Origin of the sequence: Undibacterium sp. RuRC25W, from assembly GCF_049339825.1 — a bacterium.
GTDB lineage: Bacteria > Pseudomonadota > Gammaproteobacteria > Burkholderiales > Burkholderiaceae_D > Undibacterium.
The window spans coordinates 80,281-101,147 of sequence record NZ_JBMPPD010000010.1 but is presented as its reverse complement, the minus strand read 5'-3'; the positions used below and the strand labels follow the sequence as shown (position 1 = coordinate 101,147).

Annotated in this window: 17 protein-coding genes; 4 read left to right on the top strand and 13 right to left on the bottom strand. The window is 47.4% G+C overall.

The genetic code is table 11. The annotated features are described in order from the left end of the window. Positions 1–304 precede the first annotated feature (304 nt). The 6 genes from dksA to dapF all read right to left on the bottom strand — a co-directional run bounded on the left by dksA (position 305) and on the right by dapF (position 5,345). Positions 305–709 carry an RNA polymerase-binding protein DksA gene (dksA, locus tag ACO0KV_RS06955; RefSeq protein WP_423041266.1) on the bottom strand — a complete coding sequence of 135 codons (405 nt, stop codon included), beginning with the start codon at positions 707–709 and terminating at the stop codon, positions 305–307. Positions 710–1,030: 321 nt separating this feature from the next. Beyond that, entirely contained in the window at positions 1,031–2,116 is a 1,086-nt protein-coding gene (locus tag ACO0KV_RS06950; protein ID WP_423041261.1) for a CobW family GTP-binding protein, read from the bottom strand. Between the two features lie 63 nt (positions 2,117–2,179). Next, positions 2,180–2,671: a Fur family transcriptional regulator gene (locus tag ACO0KV_RS06945; protein ID WP_423041259.1), complete on the bottom strand. Its 492-nt coding sequence runs from the start codon at positions 2,669–2,671 to the stop codon at positions 2,180–2,182. Positions 2,672–2,846: 175 nt separating this feature from the next. Further along, positions 2,847–3,806 carry a tyrosine recombinase XerC gene (xerC, locus tag ACO0KV_RS06940; protein ID WP_423041257.1) on the bottom strand — a complete coding sequence of 320 codons (960 nt, stop codon included), beginning with the start codon at positions 3,804–3,806 and terminating at the stop codon, positions 2,847–2,849. Positions 3,807–3,825: 19 nt separating this feature from the next. Next, positions 3,826–4,485 carry a DUF484 family protein gene (locus ACO0KV_RS06935; RefSeq protein WP_423041255.1) on the bottom strand — a complete coding sequence of 220 codons (660 nt, stop codon included), beginning with the start codon at positions 4,483–4,485 and terminating at the stop codon, positions 3,826–3,828. Positions 4,486–4,493: 8 nt separating this feature from the next. After that, positions 4,494–5,345 (bottom strand): diaminopimelate epimerase, encoded by an 852-nt coding sequence (dapF, locus tag ACO0KV_RS06930; protein WP_423041253.1) that lies wholly within the window; start codon positions 5,343–5,345, stop codon positions 4,494–4,496. A 207-nt stretch (positions 5,346–5,552) separates the two neighbouring features. Between dapF and ACO0KV_RS06925 the strand changes: the two genes are divergently transcribed. After that, a complete protein-coding gene (locus ACO0KV_RS06925; RefSeq protein ID WP_423041251.1) occupies positions 5,553–6,047 on the top strand; it encodes a porin family protein in 495 nt (164 codons plus the stop codon). A 103-nt stretch (positions 6,048–6,150) separates the two neighbouring features. Here ACO0KV_RS06925 and ACO0KV_RS06920 read toward each other — a convergent pair whose 3' ends face one another. Further along, entirely contained in the window at positions 6,151–8,466 is a 2,316-nt protein-coding gene (locus ACO0KV_RS06920; RefSeq protein ID WP_423041249.1) for a methyl-accepting chemotaxis protein, read from the bottom strand. Between the two features lie 337 nt (positions 8,467–8,803). Here ACO0KV_RS06920 and ACO0KV_RS06915 point away from each other — a divergent pair, with 337 nt between their 5' ends. Further along, positions 8,804–12,385, top strand: a complete 3,582-nt coding sequence (locus ACO0KV_RS06915; protein ID WP_423041247.1) for an indolepyruvate ferredoxin oxidoreductase family protein — start codon at positions 8,804–8,806, stop codon at positions 12,383–12,385. Positions 12,386–12,524: 139 nt separating this feature from the next. Here the strand turns inward: ACO0KV_RS06915 and ACO0KV_RS06910 are convergent, their stop codons facing one another. The 6 genes from ACO0KV_RS06910 to ACO0KV_RS06885 form a co-directional block, all read right to left on the bottom strand. Next, positions 12,525–13,061, bottom strand: a complete 537-nt coding sequence (locus ACO0KV_RS06910; RefSeq protein WP_423041245.1) for a GNAT family N-acetyltransferase — start codon at positions 13,059–13,061, stop codon at positions 12,525–12,527. 33 nt (positions 13,062–13,094) lie between these two features. Then, entirely contained in the window at positions 13,095–14,033 is a 939-nt protein-coding gene (locus ACO0KV_RS06905; RefSeq protein WP_423041243.1) for an ATP-grasp domain-containing protein, read from the bottom strand. Further along, positions 14,030–15,226 carry an MFS transporter gene (locus ACO0KV_RS06900; protein ID WP_423041241.1) on the bottom strand — a complete coding sequence of 399 codons (1,197 nt, stop codon included), beginning with the start codon at positions 15,224–15,226 and terminating at the stop codon, positions 14,030–14,032. Before ACO0KV_RS06900 ends, ACO0KV_RS06905 begins: the two co-directional genes overlap by 4 nt. Before the next feature lie 141 nt (positions 15,227–15,367). Beyond that, positions 15,368–16,588, bottom strand: coding sequence for an ATP-grasp domain-containing protein (locus ACO0KV_RS06895; protein WP_423041239.1), 1,221 nt, complete (start codon positions 16,586–16,588; stop codon positions 15,368–15,370). Positions 16,589–16,611: 23 nt separating this feature from the next. Beyond that, positions 16,612–17,730 (bottom strand): cysteine synthase family protein, encoded by a 1,119-nt coding sequence (locus ACO0KV_RS06890; RefSeq protein WP_423041237.1) that lies wholly within the window; start codon positions 17,728–17,730, stop codon positions 16,612–16,614. A gap of 36 nt (positions 17,731–17,766) precedes the next feature. Further along, the gene (locus ACO0KV_RS06885; RefSeq protein ID WP_423041235.1) at positions 17,767–18,159 is read right to left on the bottom strand and encodes a ParB N-terminal domain-containing protein; all 393 of its coding nucleotides are present in this window, start codon (positions 18,157–18,159) and stop codon (positions 17,767–17,769) included. A gap of 813 nt (positions 18,160–18,972) precedes the next feature. Between ACO0KV_RS06885 and ACO0KV_RS06880 the strand changes: the two genes are divergently transcribed. Together ACO0KV_RS06880 and ACO0KV_RS06875 are read left to right on the top strand one after the other, a co-directional pair. Continuing rightward, positions 18,973–20,457, top strand: a complete 1,485-nt coding sequence (locus ACO0KV_RS06880; protein ID WP_423041233.1) for a peptide MFS transporter — start codon at positions 18,973–18,975, stop codon at positions 20,455–20,457. Further along, positions 20,454–20,837: a DUF423 domain-containing protein gene (locus ACO0KV_RS06875; protein ID WP_423041231.1), complete on the top strand. Its 384-nt coding sequence runs from the start codon at positions 20,454–20,456 to the stop codon at positions 20,835–20,837. The genes ACO0KV_RS06880 and ACO0KV_RS06875 overlap by 4 nt, the downstream gene beginning before the upstream one ends. Positions 20,838–20,867: the final 30 nt, after the last annotated feature.

The following is a 20,867-nucleotide window of genomic DNA, read 5'->3' as shown; positions in this document are numbered from 1 at the left end:
AAGGCGCAATTCGTTCCCATTGATCATCTCTCAACATCAGTCGCAGCATCGTTTCATTCTTTAAAATCTAGAATGTAAACACACTTCGGGAAAAGTTAACAGCTTTTTATATGTCAACACGCCCTAGTCCAACAAATCTAGCAGTTGCGGTCAACAACGGCACAATAGCGTAAGAGAATATATTCATCACTCAACAGTGAAAGGGCGACGAGCGATGCGATGGTGATCGAGGATAATTCCTCGTTTAAGCAACAAAAAAGCGTGCTGTCAGCAGCACGCTTTTATATCAGACAAATCTGAATAATCAATCGCCGTACAGTTTTTGCTTCATTTCACGTCGTTGCTGCGCTTCAAGTGATAACGTCGCCGTTGGACGTGCCAGCAAACGTGGTACACCGATAGGCTCACCCGTTTCTTCGCACCAGCCGTAATCACCTTCATCGATGCTGGCGATCGCTTGCTGCACTTTTTTCAGGAGTTTGCGTTCACGATCACGAGTGCGCAACTCTAACGCGTGCTCTTCTTCTATCGTGGCACGGTCTGCTGGATCTGGCACCAGCACTGTTTCTCGAAGATGCTCGGTCGTCTCATCGGCATTCTTCAATAAATCCTTTTCAAGCTGCTGCAAACGGGCCTTGAAAAATGCCAGTTGTGCAGCGTTCATATAATCCTGCTCGCCCATCGCGAGGATTTGTTCCTCGGTGAGCAGAGCTTCGGGGGCGCTGACTGTAGCAGTCGATTTAGGTGATTTAGTTGCCACTTCGCTTACTTTCGATACAACGGGTTAATACGTAGAAAAAATCTAAAATATGCGTGATTTTAGAAAATTATCCTCCCCTTACTGATAGGGTGAATTGCATACGTCATGCTTGCCTATTATACAACAGGCAATATTCGTAGGACTCACACAAAATTGTCCCTGCCGATGGAGCAAACGTTGCGGCACACAAGGTGCAACGCGCTACCATCATGACGCTGGGGCGATTTTGCGTGAGCCCTATTGTGAGCCCATTATCAGTAGCCCGATAGTTTATACCAAACAGTGCTCTAAACCTTGAATAAATATGTCTTTCGGTAGATTTTTACCAATAAATACAATTTTACTTTCTTTTATTTCATCATCTGCCCACTTTGCGCCGACATCTGTACCCATAATTTGGTGAACTCCTTGGAAAATGACTTTTCGATCGGCGTTCTGCATATACAACACCCCCTTATAACGTAGCATACGCGGTCCGAAAACCTGGACCAATCCACCGAGAAACTCATCGAGTTGTCCTGTATTGAAAGGTCGGGCGCTTTTGAATACAAACGCTGCAATATCGTCAGTGTGGTGCGAGTGATGATGATTATGGTGTTGTTTGTCATGGTGTTCATGATGATCATGATGATCATGCTGGCATTCTTCTCCGCAGTGCTCATCTTTGTGCTCATGTGCATGTTCATGCTCGGCCTCTTCGGCAAGCAAAAAATCGGGGTCGAGATCAAGTTTGGCATTGAGGTTGAAGCCTTTCAGGTCCAGCACCTCCGCGATAGCGATCTTGCCAAAGTCTACCGTCGAGACAGGGGCGCGTGGGTTCATGCGGGACAAGCGGCTACGCAGCGTGGCGACCTCACTGGCGTCAACAAGGTCCGTTTTCGACATTAAAATTTTATCGGCAAAGCCAACCTGGCGCTGCGCTTCTTCATGCGCATCAAGCTGTTGCATGCCATGCCGTGCATCAACCACGGTCACGACAGCGTCGAGCATGTAGTAGGTGCCAACTTCTTCGTCAACAAAGAAAGTTTGCGCTACAGGTCCGGGGTTCGCTAATCCTGTTGTTTCGATAATGACGTGATCAAAATCGATCTTACCCTCATTTTTTTGTTGTATCAGCTTACTGAGTGCAATGATCAGATCACAACGCACGGTACAGCAAATGCAACCGTTGTTCATTTCAATGATTTGTTCGTTACTGTCCTGCACCAGAATTTCATTATCAATATTCTCCTGACCGAACTCATTTTCAATCACTGCGATTTTGAAGCCGTGATTTTCTTGCAGAATACGATTGAGCAAGGTGGTTTTGCCAGCGCCTAAAAAGCCGGTAAGGATGGTGGTGGGGATAAGAGCCATAAGTACGTCGTCTTTACGTTAAATCGGGGGATTGAGTGGAAGCGTCACCGAGCTGATAACCATCTAATTGGCGCAATCTGCACACCAGCCTTTGATCGTCAATTCTATTTCCTGGCTTTGAAATCCGGGGCCAAGTGCGTTTTGTAGACGCGATTGCCACTGCTCATACATCAAATCAGGTTGTTGTTCATCATCGAGGCAAAACACGCGTGTGCAACGGGTACACTTGAAATGTCCATGCGTGTGTTGCGATCCGGCCGCGGCACCAGCACTTGCCGACTCGTTACCAGTACTGTAACGAAATACCCGGTCGTCGCCGGATATTTTATGGGCAATTCCTGCATCGGTCAGGCAATCCAGTGCGCGGTACAGCGTTACACGGTCCATTGCTGGTAAAGCGCTTTGTACCTCCAAATGAGATAAAGCACGCTTACTGTCGAGCAATACTGCCAGTACCTGACTTCTGGCTCCCGTCGCGCGGACACCATTGGCCAGTAACAAGGCTGTCGCTGGATCAGGTTCAGCGGCAGCGTGACGAAGTTGAGTTGATTTCATGATGCAATCGCAGGCGAAGAAGCGAACATTATGCCCTATTTTGCAATTGAGTTGCATAAGTTAAGAAATGGCACATTTTCAGCCACTTAAAAAATATACTGGTGGGAGTATTTTTAAAACCCCTCGAAAAATCTATCGGAAACGCTCTATTTTTAGGACAAGGTGGGGGAGTATGTTATTTTTTAGCGCGAGGATGGGTAGCATCGTAGACTTTTGCCAGATGCTGAAAATCCAACGAGGTATAGACTTGGGTTGCAGCAATCGAGCTATGCCCTAGCATTTCCTGCACCGCACGCAAGTCTCCCGACGATTGCAACACATGCGACGCAAACGAGTGACGCAGCATGTGCGGATGTACATTGGCAGGAATGCCCAAACGTTGTGCATGGGCTTTGATCCGTAACTGCACCAGTCGCGGTGAGATACGGGTCCCTTTTGATGTCAGAAAAAGCGGTGTCGGATCAGTTTTGAGCAAATGACTGCGAACCGCGATCCAGTCGCGCAGTGCCGCAATCGCGGGCGCACCGACCGGAACAATGCGCGGCTTATTCCCTTTGCCGGTAACATGCACCTCTGCCTGCTCCAGATCAACCCACCCTTCCGAACGATAGCTACCATCCTCAATATAATTGATATCTAAACCGGTGAGTTCCGATACCCGCAAACCACTCGAGTACAACAGTTCAAACATGGCACGGTTCGCGAGGGCCGTCGGCTGATCACTGCCATGCTGCGAGACCAACCTTACCGCGTCGTCTGCACCCAGTGCTTTAGGTAAAGGCTTACTCTTCTTTGGGGCGCGGATGCCATCGACTGGGTTGTTTCCCAGTCCGTGCAGCTCAATGAGCCAGTTAAAATAGCCGCGCCAACTCGACAACTTGCGGGCGATGCTGCGTGCATTGAGCTCTCTGGCATGAAGCTGTGACGTAAAGCGTCGAATATGTTGAAAATCAAGACTAGATAAGGTTTGCGAACCAGCCAGCTGCTGTAATTCTTGCAAATCAAGTTGGTAGCTATGCACCGTATGTGTCGACAATTGGCGTTGCGTGCGCAGGTAGTCGACATAGGCGTTGATACTGTCGAGATGGGAACTTCCATCCTGCGTTGTACCAGGATGGAGGTCACGTTGTTCCATGGTCAGAATTGCGTTGTCGTTATTGGTCAATCAGACACGCCAACGCAGCGCTGGTGGTATCTGCAATTTTAACCAGAAAGTCCGTCGCCATGTCCTTGGTATAACGTGCTGGATCTGGCGAACCCAATACCAGCAAGCCAAACGTCGGCGAAGTCGCGGATAGACGCAATGGCAGCATCGCCGTCGACTGCACTGGCTCTGTCGAATCAATCCAGCGTGTCGCCTCAAAATCTTGATTTGCGCCACAAAACGGGGTTTTCAAGCCTTTGGCGAACAGCATTGCATCTTCGTTCACTGCCTCAGAAAACCAGGTATGAGAAAACTCCAGAGCAACATCCCACAAACGCAAAGTCGCATGGGGGAGATCAAAAATATCTTGCAAACCTTGCGTCAGAATATAGGGCAAATCGACGTCATTGCGTGCCAATAACAACGTCCGGGTCCAGACCTGAAACTTTTTGCTGATATCCAGATTCTCATCTGCAATACGCATCAAATCAGCCAGTTTTAATTCCAGAGCGCGGTATTTTTCGCGCACCACTTCCATTTGCCGCTCCTGCAGGGAGATGGCACGCCCCATCACAGGGCTGGTAAGCTTGATAGAGCTCAGCAATTCGGCATGTTCTTCAAAAAAATGCGGATGCTGGATCAGATAGGTTGCGATGTCAGTTGAATTCATTACTTTGATCAGAGATTAATTTCGCCTTCGAAGACCGTAACGGCCGGTCCGCTGAGCATGACAGGTTTTCCTTCGCCTTGCCATGCGATTGACAGCTCACCACCGCGCATAGTCACACGAACCGGACTATCAAGCAAGCCACGACGTATTCCAGCAACCACGGCAGCACAAGCGCCAGTGCCGCAAGCCAGCGTCTCGCCTGCACCGCGCTCAAATACACGTAAATCGATGTGATGGCGGTCATTGACCTGCATGAATCCCGCATTGACGCGGCGCGGAAAGCGCACATGATGTTCGATTTCAGGACCGTCAATACCAACCGGGTACTTGGCCACATCAGCAACTACCTGCACCGCATGCGGGTTTCCCATGGATACGACCGAAAACAAACAAGGTTTTCCTTGAATGTCTAAAGACCACAAGCGATCCGCCGCTTGCGGTATTGCATTAAGACCGGCAGCATCAAATGTCACGTTGACAGGATCAAGCACGGGGGCGCCCATATCGACCGTAATGCTGCCATCGGCTTCCATCCGGGGCTCAATAATGCCGCTCATGGTTTCCACACGGATGTGCGACTTGTCGGTGAGTTTTTTCTCGATAACAAAACGAACAAAGGCCCGTGAGCCGTTACCACATTGTTCTACTTCACCACCATCGGCGTTATAAATACGGTAGCGAAAATCGACGTTTGCCTGCTGCGGACGTTCAACGACCAGAATCTGATCAGCACCAATGCCAAAGCGGCGGTCAGCGATCTGCTTCCATTGTTCTGGCGTGAATTGAATGTCTTGGTTAATGGCGTCTATCACGACAAAATCATTGCCGGCGCCATGCATTTTGGTGAATTTGAGTTTCATCCTGACATTATATCGCGGGATACGTCGCAAGACGAAAGGCGCTGACGTAATTCGCCTGATGGCATTGGTGCTAAATTTTTTCAACATCGTTATTTGTTACAAAATAACAACAAAATTGTTAAAAATAATTTGATGAAAACCATATTTGACTTGTAACATTCGACCTCCAATTTTTATTGTTAATAAATTGATAATTACAAGGTACAGATGTTGAAAAAATTAAGTATTGCAGTTGCTATCGCAGCTCTCTCTATCTCCGCTCAAGCACAAACTACAACTCCTTTCTACGTTGGGGCTGATGTTGGTTCGACCACTATCAATGGTTTGTCTGGCGATAAAACAAGCTATGGCGTAATTGCTGGCTACAAATTCAATCAAAACTTCGCAGCTGAAGTTGGTTACCGTCACCTGGCTAAAGCAGATTTCGGCCCAATTTCTGTTGATCTCACTCAGGCTTCTATCTCCGCTCTGGGCATTATTCCAGTCAGCAAAGAATTCCAAGTGTTTGGTCGTTTGGGTTACAACAACAATAAAGCAAGTGCTAGTTACGCTGGCTACAATAGCTCAGCAAATGAATCTGGCGCATTGTATGGCGTTGGTGTTCAGTACCAATTCACGGCAAATGTCGGCGCACGTTTGGAATTCCAAAAACCAGCTAGCGACACTAAAAACTTCAGCGTTGGTGTTACTTACGCTTTCTAATCGTCACTTTACCTCGTTGACGTATTAAAAAAAGGCTACTGTTCACCAGTAGCCTTTTTCTTTGGCGGCGAGTTGTAATCAAAACATATTAACTACGTTTTGATTACGTTTTGTAGATACCGCAACCGATGACAATATTTTCGGCGACCACTTCAATATAAGAGGTTTTGTGCTCAATATTGCCTGAAACTGGGTTGGTAATCTGATAATCAACCCAACCACCCTCGCCTACCACATTAAAAGCATCTGCCACTAGTTTTTTACCATCCAGACCCGGCACTTGGAATAAATTTACCTTGAGCTTTGCAGCATTGCCACCAAAAGCCAAGTACTGACCTTCGCGATTAAAGGCAAATACATACATGTCTTTATCTGCAAACAAGCGTTGCGTGTCCGCCGTAATCGCCGTCAATGCCTGCTGCCCTTTTTGACGATACACAGCAACAGCGCGTTTTACCAAGGTATACGCTTCGTCGGCTGTCCCTTGACGGAGTTTGAAGGCAGCCACGGACGTTGCCAGCATCCCTGCGCGTTCTTCAAGGCTGATGGCAACATATTTGGCCTGCTCTGCCATTTGTCCATTGCTTTGTGTAATCTCATCCAAATTACGTAAGGCCTCAGAAATCTGGTTGAGGCCATTACTTTGTTCGACCGACGCCAATGAGATCTGGTTAATACTCCCGGCAAGATCGCGAATCCCTTCAACAATATCGCTCAGCGTCTTATTAACATCGTTAATCTGCTGCACGCCCCCCTTGACCTGATGAACGGACTCGTCAATGAGGATGCGTATTTCTTTGGCTGATGCTGCGCTGCGCTGGGCCAGATTACGCACTTCGGCAGCAACGACCGCAAACCCACGCCCCTGCTCACCGGCGCGCGCTGCCTCAACAGCCGCATTCAGTGCCAGAATATTCGTCTGAAACGCAATACTATCAATGATGCTGACAATATCCTGCACTTTGACGGCGCTACTCTGAATCTTCTGCATGGACTTCACCGCTTGCAGCATCGTCTCTCCGCTGGATTCGGCAATCAGGCAGACGGTAGATGCCATGCGATCCACATTGCTCGCACTATCCGCATTTTTCTTTACCGTATCGGCCAAGTCCTCAATACTAGCCGAGGTCTCTTCGAGGCTGGAGGCCTGTTGTTCTGTCCGCGCCGATAAATCACTAATATTCGCGGCCAATCCTTGACCAACCTGCGACACCATATGCGAGTTGCTGCGGACGTTAGCCACCATTGAAGACAGCTTCAAGTTCATGGTTTCCAGTGTCTGCCCGGTTAATGCCAGCTCGTCACTGCCATCCACATGAATTTGTCGGGTTAAGTCACCGCTCGATACCGCCTGTGCTGATTCACGCAATGTTGTTACCGTCGTCATCAGATCGCGATAAAACGCTAGCAGGAAGCATGTCGTTAACAACGCGCAAACCAACGACCCAACGAAGATCAAATGTTCACTGGTACGCAAATGATGGAGACGTTGCTCTAATAACAAATTTAAACGCGTCAACATGATCTGTTGCAAGGCCAATGCTTTGTTAATACCGTTGGTACCCTGTTCAAAATAGGCGACTGCATCGCCATTGACTGCTTCACTTAACAAATTCTTCTGCGCAGTTACCGCAAACGCTTTGCTTGCGTCGGTCGCTTGTGTCAATTCTGCGGGAATCGTCTCTCCTGCGCGTTGTAAAGGCCCCTGAGAATCGTCTACCGCATCCTGCGCTGTTTTTAAGGCATCAAGACGTGCAGCGACCAGCGACTTATCGCCTAATGCCATGGCATTTGATTTGATATAGCCCGCACCCAGTCCGCGCAACTGCGCAATTTGTTCTACCCACACCGGTAATTTCTGAATTGCTGTGTCGATCAAGAAATAGGTATTTGCCTCAGGATCAAGTAATAAGCCACTTTTTTCAGCAGAAAGTAAAGCCAACTGTTGTAGACGCTTAATCAGTGCCGTGTGCTGACGCATGTTTTCTGACGGGACAGTGGAAATTTGTCCAGACGCCAGTTGATTGAGTTCAACGACTAAGGGCTCCCAAGCAGCGGCAAGTTGCCACTCCGGTTTGGATTTCACATCCTGCGTAACGAGATCAATGTCCGTTTTGAGTGCAGCGCGCGTTTTTTCGAGCTCAGCATCGTTTTGTTGACCTGCCAGCTTGAGATTAGTCTGTCCGCGATGTTTCTGCGTCTGAATAATCAGATCCATCTGATGTGTACTAAAAGTAACACCCACAAACTCGCCATCAGCAATATCAAAGTCAGTGTTGGCGCGCTGCAATAAATAACCACTCAACCATAAGATTGGAAGCAGCGCAATCGCAAATACCACAAACAATTTAGCCCGCAGTTGTAACTGATTGAGCAGTTTGCTGGCGGGTCGTAGCATATTACTGACGAAAGAAGACATGGCTACTCCTTAGCATGACTGGCATAGTCGATACATTGTTACACGAACAGAAAAAAACCGTCAGAAAATACTGTTTTAGTATAAATGCAAGTTGTGTTTCCGCAACCTTTTTACTACAGCCCTGCACACAACGATACCACTGAAATAACACCAATACACTTTGGCAAAGTGTCATTCATACTGTACTGGTATTTTTGTGATGCACTGTCCATTGGGGCAGGCAATACAGCATGTTAATGTGCGGCCATAAATTAAAGTATATGATGCACCCACAAGGTGATTCTGTTTTGTTGTGACAATCCATCACAGCATGAAAATATAAGAGCACGGAGACCCCATGAACGCACCCCTCACACCCGAGCAGCAGGCGCTGATCGACAACACCATTACCTTGGACGACAAATACACGCTGGAACGCGGTCGTGCTTTTATGACCGGCACACAAGCACTGATACGCCTGATGATGTTGCAGCGTCAGGCAGATGAAAAAGCGGGCTTAAATACCGCCGGATTCATCAGTGGCTACCGCGGTTCACCGCTCGGCAACGTTGATTTGACTGCCGCCAAAGCAAAAAAGCATTTATCTAAGTATCACGTTAAATTTCATCCTGGTGTGAATGAGGATCTGGCAGCGACATCTGTATGGGGAACGCAACAGGTGAACATGTTCCCTGGTGCGAAATACGATGGTGTATTTGCGATGTGGTACGGCAAAGGCCCTGGTGTTGATCGTTGTGGTGACGTATTCAAACATGCCAATCTGGCGGGTACGTCCAAGCATGGCGGTGTACTGGTCGTTGCCGGTGATGATCACGCTGCAAAATCATCCACTGCCGCTCATCAAAGTGAACATATTTTAAAAGCTTGCGGTATCCCAGTCTTGTATCCGTCGACCGTGCAAGAATATCTCGATTACGGTCTGCACGGTATCGCGTTGTCACGCTACACCGGCTTGTGGGTATCCATGAAATGCGTGACCGATATCGTTGAATCCGGCGCGGTAGTTGATATTGATCCAGACCGCGTCAAACCAATTCTTCCGACAGAATTTGTCTTGCCAGCCGATGGCGTCAACATCCGTACACCAGACCCTGTACTGGCGCAAGAAACGCGGATGAACAACTACAAATGGTACGCAGCGCTGGCCTATGCGCGTGCCAATAAACTCAATCAGATCATCTGGGATAGTCCAGATGCAAAGATCGGTATTATCACTGCTGGTAAATCCTACCTCGATACGCGCCAGGCACTGGCTGATTTAGGGATCGACGAGCAGGTCGCCAAAGAAATCGGTATCCGTCTGTACAAGATCGGTATGACATGGCCATTAGAATCAGAAGGCGTGCGCGAATTTGCGACAGGCCTCGAAGAAATTCTGGTCGTTGAAGAAAAACGTCAGATCCTAGAATACGCGCTCAAAGAAGAATTGTATAACTGGGAAGACAGCGTCCGTCCGCGCGTTGTTGGTAAGTTCGATGATTCCGGCGAATGGAGCAATCTGCATGGTTCCGGTCACGGCGAATGGTTGCTGCCAGCAACCTATGAACTGAGCCCAGCGCAGATCGCCCGCGCGATTGCCTCACGTATTACGCGCTACTTTGCTGGTCATCCAGTTGAGCAACGCGTACAGCAACGTGTTGCGTACCTCGAAGCCAAAGAGCAAATGCTCAACACCGTTGGCAAACCGGATGCCAACAAAGACCGTGTACCGCATTTCTGTTCCGGTTGTCCACATAACACGTCCACCAAAGTACCTGCAGGCAGCCGTGCGCTGGCCGGTATCGGTTGCCATTACATGGTGACTTGGATGGACCGCGAAACCTCGACCTTCACCCACATGGGTGGCGAGGGTGTGACCTGGGTTGGTGCGGCCCCATTCACCAACGAAAAACACGTCTTCTGCAACCTCGGTGACGGTACGTATTACCACTCCGGTTTGCTGGCGATCCGCGCTGCCGTTTCCGGCGACGTCAATATCACCTACAAGATTCTGTTCAACGACGCCGTAGCGATGACCGGTGGTCAAGAATTCGACGGCCCGCTCGACCCTGGCATGATTTCGCGCCAGATCGCCGCCGAAGGTGTCAACCCGATTATTGTCGTCACAGACGAACCAGAAAAATATCCTGCTGGCTACCCTTGGGCGCCAGGCGTGACCGTGCGTCATCGTTCTGAACTCGATGCGGTACAACGCGAATTGCGCGAGTGCAAAGGGGTGTCGGCGATGATTTACGACCAGACCTGTGCTTCAGAAAAACGTCGTCGCCGGAAAAAAATCGACAAGAACGGTAAACCTGGCTTTCCCGATCCTGCCAAACGTGCAGTGATCAATGAAGCAGTGTGTGAAGGTTGTGGTGACTGCTCCGTGCAATCGAACTGCCTTTCTGTCGAACCGTTAGAAACCGAATTAGGCCGTAAGCGTCAGATTAACCAATCCTCTTGCAACAAGGATTTCTCTTGCGTGACTGGTTTCTGCCCAAGTTTTGTTACCGTAGAAGGCGGCAAACTCAAAAAACCAGCAAAAACAAAGATTGAACCAGGCAATGCGCTAGACGTGAACGCGCTGCCATACCCTGCATTGCCAAAAACCGAAGTACCTTTCGGTGTGCTGGTGACAGGTGTCGGCGGTACAGGCGTCATCACGATCGGTCAGATCATGGCGATGGCTGCTCACTTGCAAGGCAAAGCATGCTCCGTACTGGACATGACAGGTCTAGCACAAAAAGGCGGCGCGGTGATGTCGCATGTTCGTCTGGCTGACAAAGTAGAAGACATCCAGTCCACCCGTGTGGGCACTGGGATGGCGGATCTGGTGATTGGTTGCGATCTGATCGTGACCGCAGGTAAAGATGCGCTGTCACGCATGGGTGAAGGCCGTACATTTGCTGCGATTAACGCCAACGGTACGCCAACATCCACCTTTATCAAAAACCCGAACTGGCAATTCCCAGGCGAATCTGCTGAACAGGATATCCGTAAAGCCTGTGGTGCCGACCGCGTTGATATGATTGATGCAGCATCGATTGCAACTGCGCTGATGGGAGACAATATTGCCACCAATATGTTCATCCTCGGTTATGCATGGCAAAAAGCCTGGGTACCGCTGGAACTGGCGGCACTGACTCGCGCGATTGAACTCAATGCAGTATCGATTGATTTCAATAAACAAGCGTTCAACTGGGGCCGTTTGGCAGCGCATGATTTGATCGCAGTAAAACGTCTGATCACACCAGCACAAGTCGTTGAATTAAAACGCGCACCAACTCTGGAAGACACAATCAATCATCGTATTGCATTCCTGACAGACTATCAAAACGTCTCCTATGCGCAGCAATACGCTGATTTTGTGGAGCAGGTCAAAGCGGCAGAAACTAACGTCGCCAATGGCAAGCCTTTGCGTTTGACAGAAGCGGTCGCGAAATACCTGTTCAAACTGATGGCCTATAAGGATGAGTACGAAGTCGCTCGTCTCTATACCAACGGTAAATTCCAGAAAAAAATTGCGGACATGTTTGAAGGTGATTACGCCATCAACTTCCATCTGGCACCACCATTGTTTGCAAAAAAGGACCAGCAAGGTCACCTGATTAAGCAACAATTTGGCCCATGGATGATGAAAGCATTTGGCGTACTCGCCAGCATGAAGTCCTTGCGTGGTAGCGCTCTGGATATCTTTGGTTATACCGAAGAACGTCGCATGGAACGTGCTTTACCTGTCGAGTACAAGCAAACTATCAGCAAATTACTGCCGTTGTTGACCGCGGATAATGTAGCCAAAGCGGTCGCGGTTGCATGTATTCCTGAAGACATCCGTGGTTACGGTCATGTCAAAGAGCGTCATCTAGTCGCAGCAAAAAATAAAGAAGCGAATCTGATTGCGGAATTTAATACTGCAAAGGCACCACAAAAAGTAGCGTAAGCAGATCGCGCTCCAATAGAAAATGACCAGCTTAGTCTGGTCATTTTTTTTGATAGAAAAAGCGAACACCCTATGTCTCTACGCATCTTCCCCATATGGCGAAAGGGTACAAAAACAGAAGGATATGTTGATCATTTTTTCAGCTAAGGCAAAGATTTTTTTCCTCCCATGTTAGCTTGGTGATCATATAAATAATACTTTCTGGTTCACCCGGTACATCGTTCAATGTGCCACATTTTTCCATACCATTTTTTTCCAAAATAGACCGTGCAGGCAAATTTTGTGGGCGGGTCAAACCTAAGACTAACGGTATGTTCTTCTGCATGAACGCAAAAGATAATGCCGTTTGCGTCAGTTCACTGGCAATGCCAGTGTTCCACGAGGACGGGGCAAAGCGAAATCCTAGATTCAGCCGTTCAACATTGCCATACTGTTTATAAGACAGTCCACCGAAACCAATAATCTCATCGGCGTTCGACTTGAGCGACACCGCCCATGGACCTAAGCCATAATCCTCCCAATGAGATAACACGTTATCGAGCAGCTTCTCGGCAGCAGTCTCGTCGGCAAGAGGACCTGCCGGATTGAATTGATTGGTAGCAGGATCACCAAATATACGGAATAGCGCACTCGCATCACTCATCTCAGGGCGCCGGAACAAGAGTCGCTTTGACATACATCTAATCGGAAATGTCATCGTTTATCCTCCTCAGTTATCTGATTCAATTATCTGATTCAGATGGTTGTCCAGCAGATAAGTGGCAAATGCACGTTCTAGTCCGTCGCAGGCACCCGGGATATAGCGACTGATTTTAATAGCAGGACAGGTATTTGCTTCAATGATGAAGGGTTGTCTATGCATGTCAAACGCCAGATCAACTCCGCAGAACAGGGATCCAATAGCGCGACTGGCCGACTCTGCCATCATCAGCGCCTCGTTACCGAAAATATCCAAGCTAACAACCTTGCCAAGACCATTTGAAGAGAGATTCGTCACCCAACCACCATTCGATGAACGTCGCTCGTAGGCATATACCGCCTGATGTCCTATGCAGGCAATCCGGTAATCAACACCATCCTTTTTTTCAATATACGGCTGGATGTAATAATCTCGATGTGACCCTGAATTCACCCCTACTGCTGCCACTGGCGTAGACATCCATGCGCGAAAAGATACTTCATCGTCGAATTTATATAATCCTAAGCCGCATGCACCGTTGATTGGCTTGGCGACACAAGGAAAGCCAATGACATCAATGATGTAATGCACCGACTCTGCCGAACACATCACGTAGGGCATATGTCGGATATCGGGCGATGCATTTAATCTCATCGACGAGACATCTTTGTGTTGGCCACAATAGAGCGTTTCACCATCGTTCAACACCTTAACTCCCGCTTCGCGGAACTGCGTCAACAATCGCATGCCAGGCAAAAGGTCATCTTCAAACGCATAGCCGATCACGAGTGTTGGCGCGAGCGTATGCCCTTTAAAAAAGAAGCGCTGGCCTCCATTCACAGACGCCACAATGACGTCTTTTGGCTTAGCTAAAATTCCTTCGATACCATGTGGTCTCAATAGGTTGAACACTGCTTCGAATTCCTCAGCAGCTTCATAGTCAGAAAGAAAAACAAGAGTATTCTTCATTGAACAGAACTCGCAATTAGAGAAGAGGTTGATTTTTTTGTTACAGAAAAATAATAGGCAAGAACGAATAGCGCCATAGCGCCTGCCGCAAATACGATAGGAAACAACAAAATGAACTTGCCTGGATAATAGAGCGCGCTCACTCCCAACGTCAGATTAGCCAGAATTACTCCGCCATCGGCGAAGCAGGAAGTGATGGCGGCCATGCTCCCCTTGATATGGTCAGCGCACTGACAAATAACGTATGCCGATATTGCCGGATAGATATAACCGAGAGCCACTCCGTTCAAGAATGCGCCCACTAACACAGCTGGATGGGATAGCAACCAATAGTTCAACATACCGCCACAAAGCGCGCATGCTGCGGCGCCAAGAAATGCTTTCACAGGAAATACATCACTAATAGGCATATGGTCTTTTAACAGCAACCGCGGCACAAGCATGGCAATCGAGAATGTCAGAAAATATGGTGCTGCGTAGCGCTGATTTGTCGATTCCAACATCGCCGGCAAGAAGGAAACCGTCGTCCCGCTAATAGTGTAAAGAAGAGCTAAACTTCCAAGTGCAATGCAGATGTCGCGACTTCCTACGGTAGTAACCACATCACGCAGAGAAAAAGGAGAATTATTACCATGACCGCCGACTTTCGCGGAGGAACTCTCGATTGAAAAAGCCAACGCCAGTCCGATGAACGACAAGGTGATCGCGACCACAACAATCGCCCCTGGTCCATCGTAGTGCAAGATTTCAAGTGACAGATAGGGCGCCAGACATGTCGGGAGCATACTGAAAAATGTATAGAGCGCGATACCCTGCCCTTTGTGTGCATTGGACTGTGCAGATGCGATACTGTGAAACATTAAGATTGTCGACAGCATGCCAAGAGAGATGCCGATAAGAATACGTCCCAAAATCACCAGCTGGTAAATGTGAGAGTTCAAGAGTGCGAAGGACGCAATGTAGACTGCAGCGACTGTCGTCATCACATATCGCCCACCGATTTTATCCATATAAATACCGGATGCAAGCCGGAAGATCATCGTAAAGCAACTGGCAAAGCCAACGACGATGCCGGCGATCCCACCCGATATGTTGAGATCTCCCAACATAAATGGGTAACTGTAAAAAATCAAAAAATTGGCAAATGAAAAGACAAAAGTGATGGAGGATATCGCGACGCGTCGACTATTCATATCAAATCTATACATAAAGGAGGAGTAAATCACTAACTTAGCGTGTAGGCATCATCTGAAACGTGATGCCTATTTTCTATCTGACAATAACCACCGATGAAAGGGTAGAAAGTAAAATCGAATCGTCTAATATTGATGGCTTTATGAAGATTCGACCTCGATCATGATAGCTGTCGCTGCTGAATGGGCATGGACTAAGGCCTGCTCCGCCATCACTCCTGTGGCGATGACTTGCGCCACATACCCCATCATGTCCGTGGTCGGTTTGGCGTAATCGCCAACACGAATTCCTGGATAGATCTCATAGACATAGGGGTATTGACTACTGGTCTCAATACCTTTGATCTCTTTGATAATGCCGGGTTTCGGCGCATAGACGACATAGCCAGCAGCAGCCTGCTTTGCGATAAGTGACGTCGGGAATGTCGACTCATCAAATAGCGCTTTGATGAGAATGTCATAGATATTGACACCAAAACTCAATGACATCACCTTGCCTAACTGGAGTCCACCAAGACGAGGGTTGATCTCGATCAAATACGGCGCATCTTCTGCAAGGACGAATTCAATATGACAAAATCCAAACCGATAGTTCAGCTTCTCTAATATAAATCTGGTTGCGACTTCCAGCTGCTTTCTAATTTTTTCCTGGTAGCGACACGGAAATGCATAGCCCAACTCCACAAAATACGGTTGCTGACTCATCAGTCGATTTGTCACCCCCAAAATATGATGCTCGCCACCGCAGGAAAATGTTTCCACAGAAACCAAGGGCCCGACCTTGAATTCTTCAATTAAGAAACGGTCGCCCGTCGATGCCGACAAGAGAGATTCGGCGAAGGGAAGATCTGTCGAATCAGAAACGATGACGACGTCTTTACTGCCTGAACCTCCAGCAGGTTTGACGACAAATGGAAATGTCATCAACGGAACAACGGAGAAAAACTCGTCGAGCGTTTCTGCTTGCATATATTTTGGTGAAGCAATTTCAGTATTCTGAAATAACTCGCGCGCGAGATCCTTATTGCGGGCAATGTGAACTGCTTTGGCTGAGGTAAACGGCAAGCCAAACTCTTCTGCGACACGAGAGACGGCTTCAATGTAACCGTCGCGCTGCGTATATAGGATGAATTGCTCATCGCTTTTACGCAATTTTATAAATTCATCTTTGACGGTTGTTGTATTCCAGTCTACTGGAATAATCGACATCAACCGCTTTAATTCATCGGGAACGTTTTTCTCAAGCCAATCTATTTCCGCCGTTAAAAAGTGAATATGAATTTGTTGCGCGATAGCGGCTTTGATTATTTCTAAGCCAGAACCAGTGTGAAGGGTTTCTACCAAAACGAGATTTTTTTTCATGATGCTAACTTTATGTTTTACTTTTATTGGATTTCGGTCAATTCACTGAAATCAGTGATCGTATAAGGCATGACGCCAAGCTCTTTCATTAAATTTGGCTTTTCATTTCTCATGATCGAGGGGCTTTGTTGTTCGCATTCCAGGCCGTTCAGCAAACTGTCGAGTAACTCAAGACTAGTATCAGTAGAGATATCATTTTCTTGTAGCCACTCATCATTAAATAAGGTCTGCAGGTATCGTTCGCCGCTATCTCCCAGAATTGCAACCAAAGGAAGTTTATTTTTTAATTGACGAGAAAGTGCGAGTGTCGCCAGCAATACCGCGCCGGAAGAAACGCCAACCAATATCCCTTCATTTCGGCATAGCGCTCTGGCAGCGATATATGCCATTTCATCTTTGACGCGGTATATGTAATCAATTTTATTGACGTCAGGGATATTTGTCGGCGTCCAGCTAAGACCAACGCCAGGGATTTTATAAGCATGTGCAGCACCACCAAATATGGTCGATCCGTAGGCATCAACAGCAGCAAGCACGTATTTTCTGGGTTGTTCAGAAAAATATTCAGCAAGCCCACCAATCTGACCACCAGTACTCACTGCAGCGACCGCGCCAGCAATGCCCCCATCTGTTTGTTCAAGAAGCTCTTGCGCAGTAGAATGCTTGTGGGCGAAGCAGCTCAGAACGTTGAAACATTGATCAGGACGGTATGCGTTGGGTATTTGTGTAGCAAGCTCGTTTGCCAACTGGATGCGGGTTTTATGATAAGAGCCGGAATCATCTTTCTTATCAACGACAATGACTTCAGCACCATACGCCTTCATCAATGCAATGTTCGTTGCGGTTGCCTTCGGATCAACCAAGATAATGACGCGATAGCCCCTTGCAGCACCAATCATTGCCAGACTAATGCCAAAATTACCTGATGATGATTCAATGATCGTACCTCCCGGAGACAGAAGCCCGTTTCTCTCCGCGTAGTCAATGATATAAACCGCAGGGCGGTCTTTGATGCTTCCGCCAGGATTCGTTTTTTCAAGTTTGACGATCACATTTGTACCGCACATTTGATTAATTTTATCGATAGATACGATAGGCGAATTACCGAGACACGCAAGTATGCTTTTCAATGTAGAGTTCATTTTCTTTGCTTTTTAATTGAACTATCTGACAATCGTTTAACGCAAAACTGACAGGCAAATGTTAGTACGCTGCAGTTCTTTGAGGAACGTGTGTTGTGTTGATTTTGGCGGAAACATCGTCTTGTTTCTGGCAGCCGCTAATACCGCGAGCTTATCCATATCATCCTCGGTACCCCATTGACGGAGCTCGATACTGTCACTGTCATAATCGACCACGTAAGCCGGTACAAACTTCAGATGCATTCTCTTGGCGATTTCAAAGCGGTGGTGTCCATCGAGAATGACAAACCCTTCACGACTCACAACAATGGGATCCGTCCATGCATTGTCACGCAATAGTTTCTGATGCAATTCATTGGCGGCATCATGATTGATATTTTCATGAGGTACCAATTTCTCAACAGCCATCAGCTCAAATACTTCATTCATATTCCCTCCTTCTTTTTAATACTAAAAAAAATAATCAGGGTTGAAGACAGTCCCTTTTAGTTCAGGACCAACATCATTTGATAAAGTTGAATTACTAACTAACGCCAGCTCTGTTTTTGATCACCTCTTATCATCTTCTTACATTGAAGACACAACCTGTTGCACTGGATACTTCGTCTTCAAGGGAAACGACGAGGCAAACAATGAGGTTGTAATCAACTACGACTGATTTAGCTGCAGGCATCACATTGGTCACACCTTGACCAATGAATGCAGAGGCGCTTAGCCACCTTATTGAATCTTGAAAAACGATTACCTAAGTACGTCACTCAGTCGGCTAAGTTCTATTGCATTGTATGTACGGAAAAATATCGAAATCAAACAGAATTACATCTTTGATTTTTAGTTTCCACTCGTTACAACTAGGGGTTGGTGTTTACTTGGGGAGAGGACATTTTCATTTCCTATACCCAGGCTAAGAGGCTGGGTTGCACTATCTATCCAATGGTGCAGAGCATCAAGGTGCTTGCTTGCGCGGCAATAAGCGAATCGCGCTAATGCTAAATTGATGAAATTCTATGCTGTAACTTAGCAGGGGCTTCTTTATGATTTATTTCTATTCATTTCTCTTGATTTCAAAAAGGAGAAAAATGAAAATAAAAAAAATCAGTTTTCTCCTAAAAACATCGCCCTTTGTTCGGTCATTTCTGATTTTTTTGAATCTTATTCGTGATGTCGCAACGCACAGTACAAATACCACATGCCAGACGAAGCTCTGCTTTACAATGCTCGCCAAACAAACAGGAGTCAATTTTGTCCATCATTAAACAAAAACTATCAGGCATACCAGAAGGTTCTGCTGCCTTATTTTTTATACAAATTTTTGCGACACTGGGTTATGCCATTTTGTATTCGACCTTAGTCTTATACGCGACCAACAAACTCAATTTCAGCGTCAAAGAAGCGACGGCGATGATGGGCGTATTTGGCGCTTTCAATTACGGCTTGCATTTGTTCGGTGGTTACCTCGGTGGACGCTTTATTAGCAATCGGAATTTATTTGTTGGCGGCATGGTGTTACAAGTGTTGGGTTGCGCTTGTATCTCTGGCGGAACAGTAATCCAACTATATTGGGGACTGGCGCTGTTCTTAACTGGAAGTGGCCTCAATGTCACGTGTATCAATATGATGCTGACACAACGTTTCACTCCAGAAGATAACCGTCGCGAAGGCGCTTTCTTGTGGAACTATGCGGGGATGAATCTTGGATTTTTTATCGGCTTTACTGCAGCAGGTTATTACCAGTTACAGGAGGACTATTCCAGCCTGTTCATTTTTGCGACGATCGGTAATTTTGTTTCTATCGTTCTTGCAGCCTTTAACTGGAAGACCCTGAAAGATCGCGATACTCCCTTGTCCTTATCCACGCCATCTGAGTTCAAGAAAAAAATGCTGGTGGGATTGAGCGTTTTGTTTGGTCTGGTGCCGGTCGTGTTTTATATGCTACATCAGGCAGAATCAACGGCACAGATTATTCTAGCGATTGGTGGTCTGGTTGCAGTGGTTTTGATTTACCTGACAGTCATCCATCCGGACCTGCGCGAACGTCGCAATATGTCGGCGTATCTGGTGTTCACGCTGGGTTCTGTCGTATTCTGGACTTTGTACCAGATGGCCCCGACCGGTTTGCAGTTATTTACGGTGAGTAATGTTGACCGTATGGTCATGGGTATTGAAATTGCACCGCAATGGATTCAGAACATCAATACCTTTGTGATTGTTTTTGGCGGTCCATTAATGGCAATGTGGTTTAAGCAGTTGCGCGCCAAAGGCTGGAACATCGACGTCTCACTACAATTTGCAACATCGTTAGTGCTAATCGGTATTGGTTTTCTGGTACTGCCACTGGGCATCATGGTGGCGCCAGAAAACGGCATGGTGGCGTTTAAGTGGATTTTTATTAGCTACGTATTTCAGAGTATCGCTGAGCTGCTGATATCGCCATTGGGTTATGCGATGATTGGCCGTCTTGCCCCTGCAAAATATCAAGGTGTGATGATGGGTACGTGGATGCTGGCAACTGGGATAGCATCGATCTTATCGAGTGATTTTTCTGGCATGGTGCCTGAAGCAGCAGATGGCACCCCAGTGACGACAAATCCGACATATAGTCATGTCTTTGGCATGTTGGGCTGGGGCAGCGTCGCCGTCGGTATCATCTTATTTGTATTAATTCCATTCATGCGTCGCCTGATCACCAATGGTCCGGCAAAAATTACTCAGGCTGAGGTGCTATGAAGCAATCTACTTGCATTACCGTTGCAGCAATCAATATGCTACTCGCTGTCGCGGCAGGCGCTTTTGGTGCACATGGGTTGAAAGCGATGTTAAGCGCAGAACTACTGGCGGTGTGGCAAACGGCGGCGCATTATCAAATGGCGCATGCGCTGGGGCTGTTTGGAATTGGCATCCTGATGGCACAATGGAGCGACGCCACGTTGCTGCGTCGATCAGGTATGTTGATGCTGTCAGGCATCGTTATTTTCAGCGGCAGCTTGTACGCACTAGCGCTGACAGGGATCACCTGGCTAGGTGCGATTACACCAATTGGTGGTCTCGCATTTTTACTGTCATGGGCGACGCTGGCGTGGTGCGCATACCGCCGCCAGTCGCTATAACGATGTCGTGATCTTAAAACGATGCATCAA

Excerpts from the sequence above, each read along its gene's own strand:
- ACO0KV_RS06950 (WP_423041261.1), bottom strand. The coding sequence starts at position 2,116 with ATGGCTCTTATCCCCACCACCATCCTTACCGGCTTTTTAGGCGCTGGC.
- ACO0KV_RS06945 (WP_423041259.1), bottom strand. The coding sequence starts at position 2,671 with ATGAAATCAACTCAACTTCGTCACGCTGCCGCTGAACCTGATCCAGCG.
- xerC (WP_423041257.1), bottom strand. The coding sequence starts at position 3,806 with ATGGAACAACGTGACCTCCATCCTGGTACAACGCAGGATGGAAGTTCC.
- ACO0KV_RS06935 (WP_423041255.1), bottom strand. The coding sequence starts at position 4,485 with ATGAATTCAACTGACATCGCAACCTATCTGATCCAGCATCCGCATTTT.
- dapF (WP_423041253.1), bottom strand. The coding sequence starts at position 5,345 with ATGAAACTCAAATTCACCAAAATGCATGGCGCCGGCAATGATTTTGTC.
- ACO0KV_RS06925 (WP_423041251.1), top strand. The coding sequence starts at position 5,553 with ATGTTGAAAAAATTAAGTATTGCAGTTGCTATCGCAGCTCTCTCTATC.
- ACO0KV_RS06920 (WP_423041249.1), bottom strand. The coding sequence starts at position 8,466 with ATGTCTTCTTTCGTCAGTAATATGCTACGACCCGCCAGCAAACTGCTC.
- ACO0KV_RS06915 (WP_423041247.1), top strand. The coding sequence starts at position 8,804 with ATGAACGCACCCCTCACACCCGAGCAGCAGGCGCTGATCGACAACACC.
- ACO0KV_RS06910 (WP_423041245.1), bottom strand. The coding sequence starts at position 13,061 with ATGTCAAAGCGACTCTTGTTCCGGCGCCCTGAGATGAGTGATGCGAGT.
- ACO0KV_RS06905 (WP_423041243.1), bottom strand. The coding sequence starts at position 14,033 with ATGAAGAATACTCTTGTTTTTCTTTCTGACTATGAAGCTGCTGAGGAA.
- ACO0KV_RS06900 (WP_423041241.1), bottom strand. The coding sequence starts at position 15,226 with ATGAATAGTCGACGCGTCGCGATATCCTCCATCACTTTTGTCTTTTCA.
- ACO0KV_RS06895 (WP_423041239.1), bottom strand. The coding sequence starts at position 16,588 with ATGAAAAAAAATCTCGTTTTGGTAGAAACCCTTCACACTGGTTCTGGC.
- ACO0KV_RS06890 (WP_423041237.1), bottom strand. The coding sequence starts at position 17,730 with ATGAACTCTACATTGAAAAGCATACTTGCGTGTCTCGGTAATTCGCCT.
- ACO0KV_RS06885 (WP_423041235.1), bottom strand. The coding sequence starts at position 18,159 with ATGAATGAAGTATTTGAGCTGATGGCTGTTGAGAAATTGGTACCTCAT.
- ACO0KV_RS06875 (WP_423041231.1), top strand. The coding sequence starts at position 20,454 with ATGAAGCAATCTACTTGCATTACCGTTGCAGCAATCAATATGCTACTC.